This window comes from Streptomyces sp. NPDC039462 (genome assembly GCF_055639375.1).
Genome location: NZ_JBVKAO010000004.1, coordinates 671,681 through 687,986, shown reverse-complemented (window position 1 = coordinate 687,986; position 16,306 = coordinate 671,681). Strand labels below are relative to the sequence as shown.

The window sequence follows — 16,306 nt, the reverse complement described above, 5'->3', positions numbered from 1 at the left end:
AACGGGTGGGTGGGTGGGAGGTATCCGCCGCGGAGCGGCGGGCTTGGGGTCCCTACCCCGGTGGGACGGCGCAGGCAGAGCCCCCTACCTCAGCGGGACGGCGCAGGGCAGAACCCACCCCGGGAGAGGCACAGACCCGCCCCGGGGGTCAGTCCGGGCGGCGGCGGGCCAGGGCGTAGGCGACCGCGCCTATGCCAAGGCCTGCCACCGCCGCCACCGCGAGCCAGGGCAGAACCCCCGCCCCCGCCCCGGCCATCGCCGGCGAAGGCGGAACCGCCCGGGCCGCCGTCGCCGGCCCACCGGCCACCACCACCAGCGCCGCCGCAACCACCGCAGCCCTCAGCCGTCTCCTGCGCCTCATCCGCCCCAGTCCGCCCCACACCGCCCAAGCCCCCGTCCCAGCGCAGACTCTCGCAGAAGGGGACGGGTTGTGCACACGAAGCGTCGGCTATCGGTCAGGCCCGGGAGATGTTCCGCTCGTAGACGAGCCGAAGTCCGATCAGCGTCAGCCACGGTTCGTGCTCGTCGATGACCGAGGCCTCACCGAGCACCATCGGAGCCAGGCCACCCGTGGCGATCACCGTGACGCCGTCGGGGTCGCCCCCCGCCCCCGCGAGCTCGCGTGCCATGCGGTTCACCACGCCGTCGACCTGACCCGCGAAGCCGTACAGGATGCCCGCCTGCATGGCCTCCACGGTGTTCTTGCCGATGACGCTGCGCGGGCGGGCCAGCTCGATCTTGCGGAGCTGTGCGCCGCGTACCCCGAGGGCTTCCACGGAGATCTCGATGCCGGGGGCGATGACGCCACCGGCGTACTCCCCGCGCGCGGAGACCGCGTCGAAGGTCGTGGCGGTGCCGAAGTCGACGACGATGGCGGGGCCTCCGTAGAGCTCCACCGCCGCCACCGCGTTGATGATGCGGTCGGCGCCGACCTCCTTGGGGTTGTCCATGAGGATCGGGACGCCGGTCTTGATGCCGGGTTCGACGAGGACGGCGGGGACGTCTCCGTAGTAGCGGCGGGTGACCTCGCGCAGTTCGTGCAGGACCGAGGGGACCGTGGAGCAGATCGCGATGCCGTCGATGCCGTCGCCGAGCTCGTCGCCGAGCAGGGGGTGCATGCCCATCAGGCCGTGGAGCAGGACGGCCAGCTCGTCGGCGGTGCGCCGCGCGTCGGTGGAGATGCGCCAGTGCTCGACGATGTCCTCGCCGTCGAAGAGGCCGAGGACGGTGTGGGTGTTGCCCACGTCGATCGTGAGGAGCATCAGTCCCGCACCGCTTCCCGCAGGTCGAGGCCGATGTCGAGGATCGGCGACGAGTGCGTGAGGGCGCCCACCGCGAGGTAGTCGACTCCCGTCTCGGCGTACGCGCGGGCGTTCTCCAGGGTGAGGCGGCCCGAGGACTCGAGGAAGGCGCGGCCGGCCACGATCGCGACGGCCTCCGCCGTCTCGCCCGGCGTGAAGTTGTCCAGGAGGATCAGGTCGGCGCCCGCGTCGACGACCTCGCGCAGCTGGTGGAGCGTGTCGACCTCGACCTCGATGGGCACGTCGGGGAACTGCTCGCGCACGGCCTTGAAGGCCTGTGCGACGCCGCCCGCGGCGACCACGTGGTTGTCCTTGACCAGGGCCGCGTCGGAGAGCGACATGCGGTGGTTGACGCCGCCGCCCATGCGCACGGCGTACTTCTCCAGGGCGCGGTAGCCGGGCGTCGTCTTGCGGGTGTCGCGGACCTTCGCCTTGGTGCCGTCGAGCGCGTCCGCCCACGCGCGCGTGGCGGTCGCGATGCCGGAGAGGCGGCACAAGATGTTCAGCGCGCTGCGCTCGGCGGTGAGCAGGTCGCGGGTGCGGGTGGTGACGCTCAGCAGGACGTCGCCCGCCGCCACGCGGTCGCCGTCCTCGACGTGCCGCTCGACCTCGAACTCCTCTTCGCACACCACCGACATGACCGCTTCGGCGACACGCAGGCCCGCGACGGTGCCCGCCTCGCGCGCGGCGAAGTCGGCGGTGGCGACGGCGTCCTCGGGGATGGTGGCGGCCGTGGTGACGTCCACGCCGCCGGCCAGGTCCTCCTCGATGGCCATGTGCGCGATGTCCTCGATCTGGAGGGGGTCGAGGCCCGCCTCGGCGAGGAGCCGTGCGAGAGCGGGGTCGAGGCCGCACTCCAGGGGGTCGAACGCGTCGTCCCCGCCGCAGCCGCAGGCATCGCCGCAGCCACCGGCGGCTGTGGGGGCGGCGAGGGGGAGGTCGTCGGGGGTGCTCACGGTCACTTCTCCTGGGGACTGGGACGGGTCGGAGGGAAGTCGGGGGTCTCTGTGGTGTGCGCCGCCAGGGTCCTGTCGGGATTCAGGCGTACGACGATGTGGCGGCGCCAGGCCGCGTCGTCGCGGTCGGCGTGGTCCTCGCGCCAGTGGCAGCCGCGGGTCTCCTCGCGGCGCTGGGCGGCGGCCACCAGGACGCGGGCGACGCACAGGAGGTTGGTGGTCTCCCAGGTGTCGACGCCGGGCTCGGCCGTCTTGCCGTGCTCGGCGAGCGCCCCCGCGGCGTCGGCGTGGATGCGGGCGAGGCGCGCCGCGGCCTCGGTGAGGGACGCTGCGGAGCGCAGGACTCCGGCGCCCTCGGTCATGACGCGCTGGATGGCGAAGCGGGCCTCGGCCGGCAGCAGGGGGTGCGTCGGCGTCTCGGGCGGGGTGACGGGGACGGGCACGCGCGCGTGGAGGGCGTTCTCCGCGTGTCGGGCCGTGATGTCGGCGGCGATGCGCTCTGCGTAGACGAGGCCTTCGAGGAGGGAGTTGGAGGCCAGGCGGTTGGCGCCGTGGACGCCGGTGCAGGCGACCTCCCCGCAGGCGTAAAGCCCCGGGACGGTGGTGCGGCCGTGCCGGTCGGTGCGGACGCCTCCGGAGGCGTAGTGCGCGGCGGGGGCGACCGGGATGGGCTCGGTGACCGGGTCGATGCCGTGGGCGCGGCAGGCGGCGAGGATCGTCGGGAAGCGGTTCTCCCACATGTCGGCGCCGAAGTGCCTGGCGTCGAGGTACATGTGCTCGGCGCCCTGTTCCTGCATGCGGCGCGTGATGCCCTTGGCGACGACGTCGCGGGGCGCCAGCTCGGCGAGTTCGTGCTGTCCGGCCATGAAGCGCACGCCGTCGGCGTCCACGAGGTGCGCGCCTTCGCCCCGGACGGCTTCGGAGACCAGCGGCTGCTGGCCCTCCGCGTCCGCCCCGAGGAAGAGCACCGTGGGGTGGAACTGCACGAATTCGAGGTCGGAGACCTCGGTGCCCGCGCGCAGGGCGAGCGCGACGCCGTCGCCCGTGGAGACGGACGGGTTGGTGGTGGCGGAGAAGACCTGGCCCATGCCGCCGGTCGCGAGGACCACCGCGGGGGCGTGGACGGCTCCCACGCCGTCGTGCTGGCCCTCTCCCATGACGTGCAGGGAGACACCGGCGGTGCGGCCGTCGGCGTCCGTCAGGAGGTCGAGCACCAGCGCGTTCTCCACCGTCGGTATGCCGCGGGCGCGGACGGCCTCGACGAGCGCGCGGGAGATCTCCGCGCCGGTGGCGTCGCCGCCCGCGTGCACGATGCGGCGGCGGTGGTGGCCGCCCTCTCGGGTCAGCTCGATGGCGCCTTCGGGGCCGGTGTCGAAGTGGGCGCCGGTCTCGATGAGGCGGCGCACGGCGTCGGGGCCCTCGGTGACGAGGATGCGGACGGCCTCCTCGTCGCACAGGCCGACGCCGGCCACGAGCGTGTCGTCCAGGTGCTGTTCGGGTGTGTCGCCCTCGCCGAGCGCCGCGGCGACGCCGCCCTGGGCCCAGCGGGTGGAGCCGTCGTCAAGACGGGCCTTGGTCACCACGACGGTCTTCACTCCGGCGGCCGCGCAGCGCAGGGCGGCGGTCAGTCCGGCCACTCCGGAGCCGACGACCACGACGTCGGCGTCGAGGGACCAGCCGGGGGCGGGGGCATGCAGCCGTATTCCGGTGGCACTCATACGTCGGCTCCGAAGGTCAGCGGGATGTTGTCGATCAGCCGCGTCGAGCCGACCTTGGCGGCGACGGCCAGGACGGCCTCGCCGGTGTGTCCGGGGCGGACCGGGGTGAAGTCGGCCGGGTCCACCAGCGCGACGTAGTCCAGCTCCAGCGGGGGGTTCAGGCGCGCCGCGTCGTCGAGGACGAGCCGGGCCGCCGCGACGACGGCGGCGGGGCCGCCCCCGGGCGCGGCGGGGTCCGTGGACTCCGCCACGGCGTGGGCGTCGGCGGCCGCGCGGGACTCGCCCATGGCGTTCAGCGCGTCGGCACGCGCGCGTGAGGCCGGTGCGCTGGCGGCCCGCGCGCGGAGGGCCTCCTGCGCGGCGTGCCGGTCGCGGCCCGCGAAGAGGGCCTGGGAGAGGGCGAGGGCGGTGCGCCGCTCCGCCGGTGCGAGGTAGCGGTTGCGGCTGGAGAGGGCCAGGCCGTCGTCCTCGCGGACGGTGGGGACGCCGACGATCTCCACGGGGAAGTTGAGGTCGCGCACCATGCGGCGGATCAGGGCGAGCTGCTGGGCGTCCTTCTGCCCGAACAGCGCCACGTCGGGCCCGGTGAGGTGCAGCAGCTTGGCGACGACGGTGAGCATGCCGTCGAAGTGGCCGGGGCGCGTGGCTCCTTCGAGGACGGTGCCCATGGGGCCCGCGCTGACCCGGACCTGCGGCTCGCCTCCGGGATAGACCTCGTCCACGCCGGGGGCGAACACGATGTCCGCGCCCGCCTGTGCGGCGATCTTGACGTCGGCGTCGAGGGTGCGGGGATAGCGGTCCAGGTCCTCGCCCGCACCGAACTGCAGCGGGTTCACGAAGACCGTGACGACGACCTCGCCCTCGGGGCCCGCGACGCGGCGGGCGGCGCGGATCAGCGAGGCGTGCCCGTCGTGCAGGGCGCCCATGGTCATGACGACGGCGCGGCGGCCCGCACGCGTGCGCGCGCGCAGAGCCTCGGCGGTGTGCAGGAGGGTGGGGTTGGTGCTGGCCGGGCCGGTCATCGGGGCCCTCCTTCGGGCGTGGTGCCGCCGTCCGCGCCGTTGGCGAGGACGCCGAGGAGGTCTTCGGCGAGCTCCGGCTTGAGCAGACCGTGGGCGAGGGCGCGGTCGGCGGTGGCGCGGGCCATCGCGAGATAGCCGGCGACGGTCTGCGGGGCGTGCTTGCGGAGCTCGGCGACATGGGCGGCGACGGTGCCCGCGTCCCCGCGCGCGACGGGGCCGGTGAGCGCCGCGTCGCCCGAACGCAGCGCGTTGTCCAGGGCGGCGCCGAGCAGCGGGCCTAGCATCCGGTCGGGCTGCTCGACGCCCGCGTCCCGCAGCAGGTCCATGGACTCGGCGACCAGGGTGACCAGGTGGTTCGCGCCCAGGGCGAGGGCCGCGTGGTACAGCGGGCGGTTCTCCTCGGCGATCCATTCGGGCTCGCCGCCCATCTCGATGACCAGGGCCTCGGCGGCGAGCCGCAGCTCCTCGGGGGCGGTCACGCCGAAGGAGCAGCCGGCCAGGCGCTGTACGTCGACGGGGGTGCCGGTGAACGTCATGGCGGGGTGCAGTGCCAGCGGCAGGGCGCCGGCGCGCAGGGCGGGCTCGAGGACCTTGGTGCCGTACCGCCCGGAGGTGTGGACGAGCAGCTGGCCCGGGCGCACGGCCCCGGTCTCCGCGAGGCCCTCGACGAGGCCGGGCAGGGCGTCGTCGGGGACGGTCAGGAGCACCAGGTCGGCCCGCTCGAGGACCTCGGCGGGCGGGACGAGGGGGACGTCGGGCAGCAGCGCGGCGGCTCGTCGCACCGACGAGTCGGAGACGCCGGACGCGGCCACCGGGCGGTGCCCGGCGAGCTCCAGCGACGCGGCGAGCGCGGGGCCGACACGGCCCGCTCCCACGACTCCCACGGTGAGCCTCGCGGGGCGGTCCCGCGGGTCTGGCTGATGCGATGCGTTCACGCGGCGGCGCCTTCCGTTCCAGTCCGCTCGGGGTACCGGACGATTTCTCGTCATGCTAACGCGATTGGTCGGCGCCGCGTCTTCCGCTGTCCACAGGCTGTGGTTATTCATATGACCGGTGGCGGCGGACGGGCCATGCTCGGAGAATGCCCTCCCACAACACAGCCGAAGAGCAGCAGGCGGCCCGCCGCCGTGCCGCGTCGCGGGGCGCGACCCGCACCCTGCACCGTCCCGTCCTGCACATCCCGCTCACCGAGCGGCTGTCGGCCCTGGCGGCCGCCGCTCCCGAGGTGGTCGGCCCCGACGATCCCACCGATATCTACGGCGACGGTGTCGTCGCCACTCTGGAGAGCGAGGTCGCGCGCCTGCTCGGCAAGGAGGACGCCGCGTTCTTCCCGACCGGGACCATGGCGCAACAGGTCGCACTGCGCTGCTGGGCGGGCCGTACGGGCAACGCGACGGTGGCGCTCCATCCGAAGGCGCACCCCGAGCTTCACGAAGGGGGCGCCTTCTCGGCGGTCAGCGGGCTGCGCACCGTACATCCGACGGGCGAGCCGCGACTGCCGACCGCGGACGAGGTGCGGGACTTCGAGGAGCCCTTCGGGACGCTGATGCTCGAACTGCCGCTCCGGGACGCGGGTTTCGTCCTGCCGGAGTGGGAGGAGCTGGCGGAGGTCGTGGCGGCGGCACGCGAGAGGGACGCCGTCGTGCACTTCGACGGCGCCCGCCTGTGGGAGTGCACGCCGCACTTCGGCCGCGGTCTCGCGGAGATCGCCGGGCTCGCCGACTCCGTGTACGTGTCGTTCTACAAGTCGCTCGAAGGGCTGAGCGGCGCCGCGCTGGCCGGTCCGCGCACGCTCGTCGAGGAGGCGAGGGTGTGGCGCCACCGCTACGGAGGCCAGCTGTTCCAGCAGTTCCCGACCGCGGTGTCGGCCCTTCTCGGCCTGCGGAACACGCTGCCCCGGCTGCCCGAATACGTCGCCCACGCGCGCGTGGTCGCCGAGGCGCTGCGGGACGGGCTCACGGCCGCCGGGGTGCCCTGGTCGCGCGTGCACCCCGAGCGCCCGCACACCCATCAGTTCCAGGTGTGGCTGCCGTACGCGCCGGACGTCCTGAGCCAGGCCGGTCTCGAGCAGGCCGAGGAAACCGGCACCCTGCTCTTCGGGCGCTGGTTCCCGGGCGGGCCTCCGGGCCTCTCGGTCACGGAGGTCACCGTGACCGAGGCGGGCCTGAAGTGGACGGCCGACGACGTCAGGGCAGCGGTCGCGGAGTTCGTGCGACGGATCCCCCGCTGAGCCGGCCGCCGCGGGCGAGCCGGGCCAGGGCGGCGCGGACCCTGCCGCGTGCGGGGCGTCCCGCCACGACGGCGCGGAACCTGCCGTAGTCGCGGACCTCACGGACGGCCTGCCAGTCGTGCGCGCCGGGCGCGGGCGGCGTCGGACGGCCGTGCTGGGCGGCGCGGTAGGCGTCGAGGAGATACTGCTGGGTGACGCTCATGACGGTTCACCTTTCTGGATGAATAGTACTTATCGGACAGCGCATGGTCGCGGGAATGGAGCAGGGGGTGGGAGCGAGGGGTGAGGGAAGGGCCGAAGGCTTCAGCGGCTTCGGCGATGACTACAGCCTGCTCCCGCCACCCCGCCCGCGTCGCGTCGATTGACAGCGCTCGTCAATCGACGGCCGCGCTGTCAGTGGCGAGGTGCACCATGGGGCCATGAGCGTGAGCATCGACATCAGCGGGCTGTCCCAGGAGCGGATCCATGTCGCGCCCTCGCCCCTGTCCGAGCTCGGCATGGCGTTGCACGCACTGTCCGAGCCGGGCCACCACCCGGGCCTCCAGGGCTGGGCGACGGCCGTCTCCACGCGCCTGGACCCGCGCCTCGCCGACCGCATGTGCGAGGCCGACTTCCTGTGGCGCACGACGTTCTCCGACGTCTTCGCGCCGTTCGCCGGTCTCCCCGGGCAGAGCGCCCTCCCGGGGGCCACGCTCGCCGAGGAGCTCGACCAGCTGGACAAGCTGACCGATGAGCAGTTCGTGGACGCGGCCCTGGAGTTCACCTGCCAGTCGACGTACGCGGAGCCGGACCGCAAGCTCCTCTCCGACCCCGCCGTGCAGCGGCGCGCCCTCGACCTCGCCGCCGCCCGCGGCCCGCACCAGGTCCGCTTCACCAAGCGGCTGCTCGACGACCCGCCGGTCGTCCGCGCGTGGTTCCGCACGCTCCTGGAGGACTGCGACGAGGCGTTCTTCGCCGACACCTGGGCCCGGGTGTCCCATCAACTGGCCGCGGACGCCCGGCACAAGACCGAACTGCTGCGCCACAAGGGGCTGGCGGAGGCCTTGAAGGCCATCTCCAGAGCGGTGTCCCTGGACGAGGAGGCGCAGCTCATCACCGTCGACAAGATCACCGTGGGCCGCACCACCACCGGCTCGGGAGGCCTGGTGATCGTCCCGACCAGCCTCGGCTGGCCGCATCTGTGGGTGCTGCACCGCAGGGGCTGGCAGGCGTCGATCACGTATCCGATCAGCGCCCCCGGCCTGACCCACCCGCCCACCGTGGAGCAGCTGACCCGCCGCATGTCCGCGCTCGCCCACCCGGTGCGGATGCGCCTGTGCCGCCACCTCGCGCGCGGGGCGTACACGACGAGCGAGCTGGCCGACGCGCACGGCATGACGGCACCGGAGATATCCCGGCACCTGAGCGTCCTGAAGAAGGCGGAGCTGATCACCACGCGCCGCCGCGGCCGCTATGTCCAGCACCAGCTGGACATCAGCGTCGTGTCGCGCCTGGGCAGCGACTTCATCGAGGGCGTACTGCGCTAGGGCACGCCCCGGCCGCCTCCGCCCCCGCCCCGGGCTACGAAGCGCCTCCGGCCCGCACCAGCCCCGTCTCGTACGCGAGGACCACCACCTGCACCCGGTCCCGCAGGCCCAGCTTCGTCAGGATGCGGCCGACGTGCGTCTTCACCGTCGCCTCGGAGAGGACGAGCCGCGCCGCGATCTCGCCGTTCGACAGGCCCTGCGCAACCAGGATCATCACCTCGCGCTCCCGGTCCGTGAGCCGCTCCAGCTGCTTGAGCTGCGGCTGGCCGCCGGTGGTCGGCAGCATCGGCGCGAAGCGGTCGAGGAGCCGCCGCGTGGTGGACGGCGCGACGACGGCGTCGCCGCTGTGCACGGAGCGGATGGCGGCGAGCAGCTCCCCCGGGGGCACGTCCTTGAGCATGAAGCCGGACGCGCCCGCCTTCAGCCCCGAGAAGGCGTACTCGTCGAGGTCGAAGGTGGTCAGGATCAGCACCTTCGGAGGGTTCGCCCCCTGGCAGACGCGGCGGGTCGTCTCCACGCCGTCCAGCTTCGGCATGCGGACGTCCATCAGGACCACGTCGACCTTGGTGGCGCGCAGCACCTCCAAGGCCTCGACGCCGTCGCCCGCCTCCGCGACGACCTCCATGTCCGGCTGGGCGGCGAGCACCATCCGGAACCCGGTGCGCAGCAGCACCTGGTCGTCGACGAGCATCACGCGGATGGACATCAAGGGGGATCCCTTCGGAAGGTTCGTTGGCAGGTCTCAGTGTGCGGGCTCGGGGGGGGCAGCCGTCAGTGTGCGGGCTCGAGGCGCAGCCGTCAGTGTGCGGGCTTGAGGGGCAGAAGTGCGCTGATCCGGAACCCGCCGCCGGGGCGCGGTCCCGCGTCCAGCGTGCCGCCGACCATGCCGACGCGCTCCCGCATGCCGATCAGCCCGTGCCCGCAACCGTCGGCCCCGCCGTCCTCGTACAGCTCGTGCGGGGCGCCCTTGCCGTCGTCCTCGACCAGCAGCCCGAGGCCGTCGTCGAAGTAGACGAGCCGCACACTCGCCCCGGCGTTCTCGCCGCCGTGCTTGCGGGTGTTGGTGAGCGCCTCCTGCACGATGCGGTACGCGGTGAGCTCCACGCCGCTGGGCAGCGGGCGCGGCGTGCCCTCCACCTTGTAGTCGACGGGCAGGCCGGCCGTGCGCACCTGCTCGATGAGCTCGTCGAGCTGTTCGACGTCGGGCTGCGGGACGTACTCGCCGCTCTCCTCGGGCTCGCCGGTGCGCAGCACGCCGAGCAGCCTGCGCATCTCGGCCAGCGCCTGCCTGCCGGTGCCGGAGATGGTCTCCAGGGCCTTCCTGGCCTGGTCGGGCGCGGCGTCCAGGACGTAGGCGGCACCGTCGGCCTGGACCACCATCACGGACACGTTGTGCGCGACGACGTCGTGCAGTTCGCGTGCGATGCGGGCCCGCTCGGCCGCCACCGCGACCTTCGACTGCGCCTCGCGCTCCCGCTCCAGGCGGGCGGCGCGCTCCTCCAGCTGGGCGAGGTAGGCCCGGCGGGTGCGGATGGAGTCGCCGAGGACCCAGGCGAGCGCGAAGGGCACGATCTGGAACATCGTGAAGAGGATGAGTCCGAAGACGCCGGTGTTCTCCTCGGGCCAGCGCATCATCGAAAGCGGCGCCGCGCACAGACCGGCGACCAGCGCGAAGCGGGAGGCCCACCTCTCCCCGTCGGCCGCGGCGGTGTAGACGATCACCAGCATCGCGAAGTTCGCGGGCATTGGTTCCACGTCGAGGACGAGCTGGAGGAAACCGACGACCGCGGCGAGCACCAGCATCTTCTCGGTGGCCCGTCGGCGCAGCATGACCACCAGGAAAAGACCGAGGGCGCAGGGGATCGCCGCCGCTCCCGGGTCGCGGCCCTCCGCCTCCGACATCGAGATCAGACCGATCCCGGAGATCCCGAGCAGGACGAAGGCCCAGAAGCCGTCGACCCATGTCGGGTGTCTGCGGAGGAAGTCATAGAGACGCTGCACGTAACCCAGCGTAGGCAGCCCGGCGGTGCCCCCGGGTCAACCGGAGGTCCGATCCGTACCGACTACATGTACTCCCCAAGGTGGAGGCCCCCTTAGCCTGCGGTCTGTGACGAACGACAACGGCGCGGCGCGCGCACCGGCCCCGCGCGCCTGGCGCCAGGCCATGGAGGCCGCCCTGTACGGCCCCGGCGGCTTCTACCGCCGCCCTGAAGGACCGGCCGGGCACTTCCGCACCTCCGTGCACGCCTCGCCCCTCTACGCGGGTGCCGTGGCACGCCTGCTGACCCGCCTGGACGCCGCGCTCGGTCACCCGGACGAGGTGGCCTTCGTGGACATGGGCGCGGGCCGCGGCGAACTGACCGTCGCCGTCCTGGCCGCGCTGCCCCCCGATGTGGCGGCACGCGTGCGCGCGTACGCGGTGGAGCTCGCGGAGCGTCCCGCGGACCTCGACGGGCGCGTCGAGTGGCGGACCGCTCCCCCGGCCGGCGTCACGGGCCTGCTCTTCGCCAACGAGTGGCTGGACAACGTCCCCCTGGACCTCGCCGAGGTCGCCGCCGAGGGAACCCCGCGCCGCGTCCTCGTGAGCGACGACGGCACCGAGTCCCTGGGCGGCCCCGTCGAGGGCCCCGACGCCGACTGGCTGGCGCGCTGGTGGCCGCTGGACGCCGAGCCGGGCCTGCGGGCGGAGATCGGGCGCCCCCGGGACGAGGCGTGGGCGGCGGCCGTGGCGACGCTGACGCGCGGCCTGGCGGTCGCCGTGGACTACGCCCACACCCGGGACGCCCGCCCGCCCTTCGGGACGCTGACGGGCTTCAGAGAGGGCCGCGAGACGGCTCCCGTCCCCGACGGCAGCTGCGACATCACGGCCCACGTGGCGCTCGACGCCTGCGCGTCGGAGGGAGCCGCCCTGCTCACCCAGCGGGTGGCCCTCGGCGGGCTCGGGGTGAGCGGCGCCCGCCCGCCGCTCACGCTCGCCTCGGAGGATCCGGCGGCGTACGTACGCGCCCTCACGCGCGCGGGAGAGGCCGCCGAGCTCACCGCGCCCGGCGGCCTCGGCGACTTCGGATGGCTGCTGCAGCCCGTCGGCGCCGGCCTCACCGGCGCTGCTCTGGACGCCCTGCTCGCCGCTCCGGACGCCCTACTTGTCGATGTCGCCCACCACGAAGAACAGTGATCCCAGGATCGCCACCATGTCCGCGACCAGCTGCCCCGGAAGCAGCTCGGTCAGCGCCTGGATGTTGTTGTACGAGGCCGAGCGCAGCTTCAGGCGGTACGGGGTCTTCTCGCCCTTGCTGACGAGGTAGTAGCCGTTGATGCCGAGAGGGTTCTCGGTCCAGGCGTACGTGTGGCCTTCCGGGGCCTTGAGGACCTTCGGGAGGCGCTGGTTGATCGGCCCCTGCGGGAGGTCGGCGAGCCGGTCCAGGCAGGCGTCCGCGAGGTCGAGGGCGTTGTGGGTCTGCTCCAGGAGGCACTCGAAGCGGGCCAGGCAGTCGCCCTCCTCGCGCGTGACGACCTTCAGGGTGTCCTGCAGTTCGGCGTACGCGAGGTACGGCTCGTCCCTGCGCAGGTCGAAGTCGACTCCGGAGGCGCGGGCGATGGGACCGCTCACTCCGTAGGCATGCACCGCCTCCGGCGTGAGGACGCCGACGCCGCGCGTACGGCCCCGGAAGATTTCGTTGCCGAGCACCAGGTTGTCGTACACGTCCATCCGCGAACGCACCGAAGCGACCGCCGCACGCGCGCGTGTGGGCCAACCGGCGGGCAGGTCCTCCTTGAGGCCGCCGACACGGTTGAACATGTAGTGCATACGGCCGCCGGAGATCTCCTCCATCACGTTCTGGAGCTCCTCGCGCTCACGGAACGCGTAGAACACCGGGGTGATGCCGCCCAGTTCGAGGGGGTACGACCCGAGGAACATCAGGTGGTTGAGGACGCGGTTCAGCTCGGCGAGCAGCGTGCGCATCCACACGGCGCGCTCCGGGACCTCCATGCCGAGCATCCGCTCCACGCCGAGGACGACGCCCAGCTCGTTCGAGAACGCCGAGAGCCAGTCGTGCCGGTTGGCCAGCATCACGATCTGCCGGTAGTCCCGCGCCTCGAAGAGCTTCTCCGCACCGCGGTGCATGTAGCCGATGACCGGCTCCGCGTGCTGGATGCGCTCGCCGTCCAGGACCAGGCGGAGGCGGAGCACACCGTGCGTGGACGGGTGCTGAGGGCCGATGTTGAGCACCATGTCGGTGCTCTCCGCCGCGCCGCCGATGCCGAGCGTGGTCTCCGTGGTGGTCTCCGTCGTGGGACTCATGGCCACAGTCTCTCGCACCCGCCGCCGTCCGAGGCCGCCTGTTCCCGGCCCACGCCGCTGTCACCGGACGTACGTACGCTTGGGGCATGGAAACGGGGACGGCGGGGCCCGCAGGACCGGCGGGACAGGGGACGGAGCCGGTGTGGACCGGGCTGCCGCGAGGGCTGCTGAAGCTGCGGCGGCTCCTGCTGGTGGTCTGGCTGGTGCCGCTCGCGGCGGCCGTCGGCGTGCTGCTCGGCCTGGTCGCGGGCCCGGCCTGGGCCGCGTTCGCGCTGCTGCCGCTCGCCGTGCTGGCCTGGGGCTGGCCGGTGCTCGGCCGGAACTGGCGCTCGTGGCGGTACGCGGAGCGCGCCGACGACCTGCTCATCAGCCGGGGCGTGCTCTGGCGCGAGGAGACCGTCGTGCCGTACGGCAGGATGCAGCTCGTCGAGGTGACCTCGGGCCCCGTGGAGCGGCGCTTCGGGCTCGCGAGCGTCCAGCTGCACACCGCCGCGGCCGCCACCGACGCGCGCATCCCCGGGCTGCTCCCCGAGGAGGCCGAGCGGCTGCGGGACCGCCTGACCGAGCTCGGCGAGGCCCGATCGGCGGGGCTGTGAGCGGGCCGCAGGAGGTGCCGGACAGCACCGCACCGCAGGAGGCGCCGGGCAGCACCGTCCCGCAGGAGGTGCCGGACCGCAGCCCACAGGAGGTCTCCGAGCGGCGGCTGCACCCCGTCACGCCACTGCGCCGCGCGTGGGCGCCCTTCGCGATCCTCGTGGGCTGGGCGGTCCACGACCCGAACGGCACACAGCAGCGCCTCTCCGAACTGACCGCCACCACCCTGCTCCTCGGCAGCCTCGCGGTGGTCGTAGGCGGTGCCCTCTACGGCTTCCTGAGCTGGTGGTTCACCCACTTCGCGGTCACCGACACCGAGTTGCGCATCCGCACCGGCCTGTTCTTCCGGCGCACCGCCCACATCCGCCTCGACCGGCTCCAGGCGGTCGACGTGACCAGGCCGCTGCTCGCCCGCATCGCGGGAGTCGCCAAGCTCAAGCTGGACGTCGTCGGGGCGGAGAAGAAGGACGAGCTGGCCTATCTCGGCGAGCGGGACGCCACCGAGCTGCGGGCCGAACTCCTCGCGCGGGCCGCCGGTTTCGCCCCCGAGGAGGCCCGCGAGGTCGGCGAGGCGCCCGTGCGGGGCCTGCTGCACGTCCAGCCGCGCGTGCTCGCCCTCTCCCTGCTGCTGACCGGCGCCCCCTGGGCGATGCTCCTTGCCGCGACCGTGGTGCCCGCCTTCCTCTGGTTCGCCACGCACAACGTATGGACGGTCCTCGCGACCGCGCTCCCCATGCTGGGCGGCGCCTTCGCGAGCAGCGGCGGCCGCTTCATCAAGGAGTACGACTGGACGGTGGGCGAGTCCCCTGACGGCATCCGCATCGACCACGGGCTGCTCGACAAGGCCCACGAGACCGTGCCGCCCGGCCGGGTGCAGACCGTCCACGTCGTGCAGCCGCTGCTGTGGCGGCGGATGGGCTGGGTGCGCGTCGAGCTGGACGTGGCGGGCTCGTCGAACAGCGTCCTGGTGCCAGTCGCGCCGCGGGAGCACGCCGAGGCGGTGATCGGGCGGGTCCTGCCGGGCGTGCGCGTGCCGGACGCGGCGGACCTCGTGCGGCCTCCCGCGCGCGCGGCGTGGTGCGTGCCGTTCTGGTGGAAGGGTTACGGCCTGTCGGTCACCGACGAGGTCTTCGCGGCCCGCCACGGCCTGCTCAAGCGCCGTCTCTCGCTCGTGCCGCACGCCAAGGTGCAGAGCGTGCGGCTCTCCCAGGGGCCCTGGGAGCGCTACAAGGACGTGGCGGACGTACGGGTGGACACCGGCGCCGACAAGACGGTGACGGCGCGTCTGCGCCCCACCGATGAGGCGTCGGCTCTCCTCCAGTCCCAGGCGGACCGCTCCCGCACGGGCCGCAGGGAGGCCGTCCCGGACCGCTGGATGGCGTGAGCCCGCAGGGGGCTGACCGGTCGACCCCAGGGGAGCGTCAGGCCCTCAGGGCCGTCCGCAGCTCCGCCACGTCGATCTGTTCCGTCTCGTCGTGGGCCGTCAGGTCGATGACCTGGCCGACGCCCCGCGCGGCGTCCCCTTCGGGTGCGTCCTTGAACTCGCCCTCGGACTCCGCCTTGTGGACCGCGAGGGCCTCCTCGCCCACCACGTCGGCGAGGTCCTCATTCTGCACGGACTCCAGCGCCGCCGGCGCCACGCTCTTCGTACCGAAGAAGTCGAAGTCGCCCTGCGGCACCTGGCGTCGGGCCTGCACGGGCGGCGCGACGGCGACCGCGCGCTCGTGCCCGGCGTATCCATCGGCCGCCCCGGGCTTCCCCCGCGACTCTTCCTCCGCCTCCGGCGCGGCCCCTGGCGTCGCTTCCGGTTCCGCCCGGGTCGCCGCGCGCGGGGTCATGCGGTCGAGCGCCGCGTTGGCCAGCTGGAACAGCGAGGGGGTGGGGGTCGCGGCAGGAGCCTCCGTACGCGGGGCAGAAGCCTCCGTACGCGGAGCAGGAGTCTCCGTACGCGCGGCCGGCACCGGCGCCCCCGCCCGCACCGCGGGCACGAGGTCCTCGGCGCTGGAACCGGCGCCTGAAGCCGAGCCGTTGTCCACACCGGCCGCCGAACCGGCAGCCGCCCCGGCCGCCGGCAGCGCGGGCGTCGGGGATGTCGGGGACGTCGCCTCTATGGCGAGCAGCCGCCTGCCCTCCAGGGCGCTGGCCCGCTCCGTCTCCGCGGTGGCGTACCGCCGCAGGAGCGCGGCGTGTTCGTTGCGCAGGGCGGCCAGTTCGGCGCGCTTGGCGCGCAGCTTCGTCTCCAGCTTGCCGCGCAGTTCGCGGGACTCCTCGAGGTCGGCCTCGGCCTCGGCTATCCGTTCCTCGTAACGCCACTCGTCGCTCGCGCGGGCGCGGCCGAGCTCGGCGACGCGCTTGCCGGCCGCCTGGTCCCAGCGGCGCATGACGACCGAGCCGACGACGGCGGCCGCGGCCGCTGCCGCGACGAGCCCGCGGAGCACGACCGGTTCCGCGAACATCCAGGCGCCGCCGGCGCTGAGAATCGATACGCCTGCGACCGCCGAGGGAGGAAGCAGCCTGTGCAGGGGTGGGGAATGGCGGTGACGTCCACGTGGCATGGCCAGAAACTTACCGCGCGTAGGCGAAGTATGCCGCCGCGCCCGGCAAAAAGCAGGCATCGTATCCATAACTCGCCCCCGGTTCCCCACTCCTCTTCTTG

General features: G+C 73.5%; 16 protein-coding genes. 5 read left to right on the top strand and 11 right to left on the bottom strand.

The genetic code is table 11. The annotated features are described in order from the left end of the window. Positions 1-148 precede the first annotated feature (148 nt). From ACZ7LU_RS25550 to ACZ7LU_RS25525, 6 genes are all read right to left on the bottom strand, one after another. The gene (locus ACZ7LU_RS25550; RefSeq protein ID WP_468301030.1) at positions 149-361 is read right to left on the bottom strand and encodes a hypothetical protein; all 213 of its coding nucleotides are present in this window, start codon (positions 359-361) and stop codon (positions 149-151) included. 94 nt (positions 362-455) lie between these two features. Further along, positions 456-1,262, bottom strand: coding sequence for a type III pantothenate kinase (locus ACZ7LU_RS25545; RefSeq protein WP_471918108.1), 807 nt, complete (start codon positions 1,260-1,262; stop codon positions 456-458). Then, a complete protein-coding gene (nadC, locus tag ACZ7LU_RS25540) occupies positions 1,262-2,257 on the bottom strand; it encodes a carboxylating nicotinate-nucleotide diphosphorylase (RefSeq protein WP_398302512.1) in 996 nt (331 codons plus the stop codon). The genes ACZ7LU_RS25545 and nadC overlap by 1 nt, the downstream gene beginning before the upstream one ends. Positions 2,258-2,259: 2 nt before the next feature. Next, a complete protein-coding gene (locus ACZ7LU_RS25535) occupies positions 2,260-3,975 on the bottom strand; it encodes an L-aspartate oxidase (RefSeq protein WP_471918107.1) in 1,716 nt (571 codons plus the stop codon). After that, positions 3,972-4,997, bottom strand: coding sequence for a pantoate--beta-alanine ligase (panC, locus tag ACZ7LU_RS25530; RefSeq protein ID WP_471918106.1), 1,026 nt, complete (start codon positions 4,995-4,997; stop codon positions 3,972-3,974). Before panC ends, ACZ7LU_RS25535 begins: the two co-directional genes overlap by 4 nt. Continuing rightward, positions 4,994-5,932, bottom strand: a complete 939-nt coding sequence (locus ACZ7LU_RS25525) for a Rossmann-like and DUF2520 domain-containing protein (protein ID WP_398302506.1) — start codon at positions 5,930-5,932, stop codon at positions 4,994-4,996. The genes panC and ACZ7LU_RS25525 overlap by 4 nt, the downstream gene beginning before the upstream one ends. Positions 5,933-6,078: 146 nt before the next feature. On the opposite strand from ACZ7LU_RS25525, the gene ACZ7LU_RS25520 reads away from it, so the two are divergent. Beyond that, a complete protein-coding gene (locus ACZ7LU_RS25520; protein WP_471918105.1) occupies positions 6,079-7,227 on the top strand; it encodes a threonine aldolase family protein in 1,149 nt (382 codons plus the stop codon). Here ACZ7LU_RS25520 and ACZ7LU_RS25515 read toward each other — a convergent pair. Further along, complete coding sequence (locus ACZ7LU_RS25515; protein WP_468090971.1) at positions 7,184-7,429, bottom strand: hypothetical protein; 246 nt, start codon at positions 7,427-7,429, stop codon at positions 7,184-7,186. The two genes, ACZ7LU_RS25520 and ACZ7LU_RS25515, sit on opposite strands and share 44 nt — an antisense overlap. Positions 7,430-7,646: 217 nt before the next feature. On the opposite strand from ACZ7LU_RS25515, the gene ACZ7LU_RS25510 reads away from it, so the two are divergent. Next, the gene (locus tag ACZ7LU_RS25510) at positions 7,647-8,753 is read left to right on the top strand and encodes a DUF5937 family protein (RefSeq protein WP_468090969.1); all 1,107 of its coding nucleotides are present in this window, start codon (positions 7,647-7,649) and stop codon (positions 8,751-8,753) included. A gap of 34 nt (positions 8,754-8,787) precedes the next feature. Here the strand turns inward: ACZ7LU_RS25510 and ACZ7LU_RS25505 are convergent, their stop codons facing one another. Together ACZ7LU_RS25505 and ACZ7LU_RS25500 are read right to left on the bottom strand one after the other, a co-directional pair. Further along, the gene (locus tag ACZ7LU_RS25505; protein ID WP_398302499.1) at positions 8,788-9,459 is read right to left on the bottom strand and encodes a response regulator transcription factor; all 672 of its coding nucleotides are present in this window, start codon (positions 9,457-9,459) and stop codon (positions 8,788-8,790) included. 92 nt (positions 9,460-9,551) lie between these two features. After that, positions 9,552-10,754 (bottom strand): sensor histidine kinase, encoded by a 1,203-nt coding sequence (locus ACZ7LU_RS25500; protein ID WP_468090966.1) that lies wholly within the window; start codon positions 10,752-10,754, stop codon positions 9,552-9,554. Between the two features lie 163 nt (positions 10,755-10,917). On the opposite strand from ACZ7LU_RS25500, the gene ACZ7LU_RS25495 reads away from it, so the two are divergent. Next, a complete protein-coding gene (locus tag ACZ7LU_RS25495) occupies positions 10,918-11,928 on the top strand; it encodes an SAM-dependent methyltransferase (protein WP_471918147.1) in 1,011 nt (336 codons plus the stop codon). Here ACZ7LU_RS25495 and ACZ7LU_RS25490 read toward each other — a convergent pair. Beyond that, positions 11,893-13,056, bottom strand: a complete 1,164-nt coding sequence (locus ACZ7LU_RS25490) for an NADH-quinone oxidoreductase subunit D (RefSeq protein ID WP_398302495.1) — start codon at positions 13,054-13,056, stop codon at positions 11,893-11,895. The two genes, ACZ7LU_RS25495 and ACZ7LU_RS25490, sit on opposite strands and share 36 nt — an antisense overlap. 86 nt (positions 13,057-13,142) lie before the next feature. On the opposite strand from ACZ7LU_RS25490, the gene ACZ7LU_RS25485 reads away from it, so the two are divergent. Further along, positions 13,143-13,652 (top strand): PH domain-containing protein, encoded by a 510-nt coding sequence (locus ACZ7LU_RS25485; RefSeq protein ID WP_398302493.1) that lies wholly within the window; start codon positions 13,143-13,145, stop codon positions 13,650-13,652. Positions 13,653-13,720: 68 nt separating this feature from the next. Then, positions 13,721-15,034, top strand: a complete 1,314-nt coding sequence (locus ACZ7LU_RS25480; RefSeq protein ID WP_471918146.1) for a PH domain-containing protein — start codon at positions 13,721-13,723, stop codon at positions 15,032-15,034. Between the two features lie 37 nt (positions 15,035-15,071). Here the strand turns inward: ACZ7LU_RS25480 and ACZ7LU_RS25475 are convergent, their stop codons facing one another. Beyond that, the gene (locus ACZ7LU_RS25475; RefSeq protein WP_471918104.1) at positions 15,072-16,205 is read right to left on the bottom strand and encodes a hypothetical protein; all 1,134 of its coding nucleotides are present in this window, start codon (positions 16,203-16,205) and stop codon (positions 15,072-15,074) included. Between the last annotated feature and the right edge of the window lie 101 nt (positions 16,206-16,306).

Excerpts from the sequence above, each read along its gene's own strand:
- ACZ7LU_RS25505 (WP_398302499.1), bottom strand. The coding sequence starts at position 9,459 with ATGTCCATCCGCGTGATGCTCGTCGACGACCAGGTGCTGCTGCGCACC.
- ACZ7LU_RS25510 (WP_468090969.1), top strand. The coding sequence starts at position 7,647 with ATGAGCGTGAGCATCGACATCAGCGGGCTGTCCCAGGAGCGGATCCAT.
- ACZ7LU_RS25485 (WP_398302493.1), top strand. The coding sequence starts at position 13,143 with ATGGAAACGGGGACGGCGGGGCCCGCAGGACCGGCGGGACAGGGGACG.
- panC (WP_471918106.1), bottom strand. The coding sequence starts at position 4,997 with ATGACCGGCCCGGCCAGCACCAACCCCACCCTCCTGCACACCGCCGAG.
- ACZ7LU_RS25475 (WP_471918104.1), bottom strand. The coding sequence starts at position 16,205 with ATGCCACGTGGACGTCACCGCCATTCCCCACCCCTGCACAGGCTGCTT.
- ACZ7LU_RS25545 (WP_471918108.1), bottom strand. The coding sequence starts at position 1,262 with ATGCTCCTCACGATCGACGTGGGCAACACCCACACCGTCCTCGGCCTC.
- ACZ7LU_RS25490 (WP_398302495.1), bottom strand. The coding sequence starts at position 13,056 with ATGAGTCCCACGACGGAGACCACCACGGAGACCACGCTCGGCATCGGC.
- ACZ7LU_RS25515 (WP_468090971.1), bottom strand. The coding sequence starts at position 7,429 with ATGAGCGTCACCCAGCAGTATCTCCTCGACGCCTACCGCGCCGCCCAG.
- ACZ7LU_RS25550 (WP_468301030.1), bottom strand. The coding sequence starts at position 361 with ATGAGGCGCAGGAGACGGCTGAGGGCTGCGGTGGTTGCGGCGGCGCTG.
- ACZ7LU_RS25495 (WP_471918147.1), top strand. The coding sequence starts at position 10,918 with ATGGAGGCCGCCCTGTACGGCCCCGGCGGCTTCTACCGCCGCCCTGAA.
- ACZ7LU_RS25520 (WP_471918105.1), top strand. The coding sequence starts at position 6,079 with ATGCCCTCCCACAACACAGCCGAAGAGCAGCAGGCGGCCCGCCGCCGT.
- ACZ7LU_RS25535 (WP_471918107.1), bottom strand. The coding sequence starts at position 3,975 with ATGAGTGCCACCGGAATACGGCTGCATGCCCCCGCCCCCGGCTGGTCC.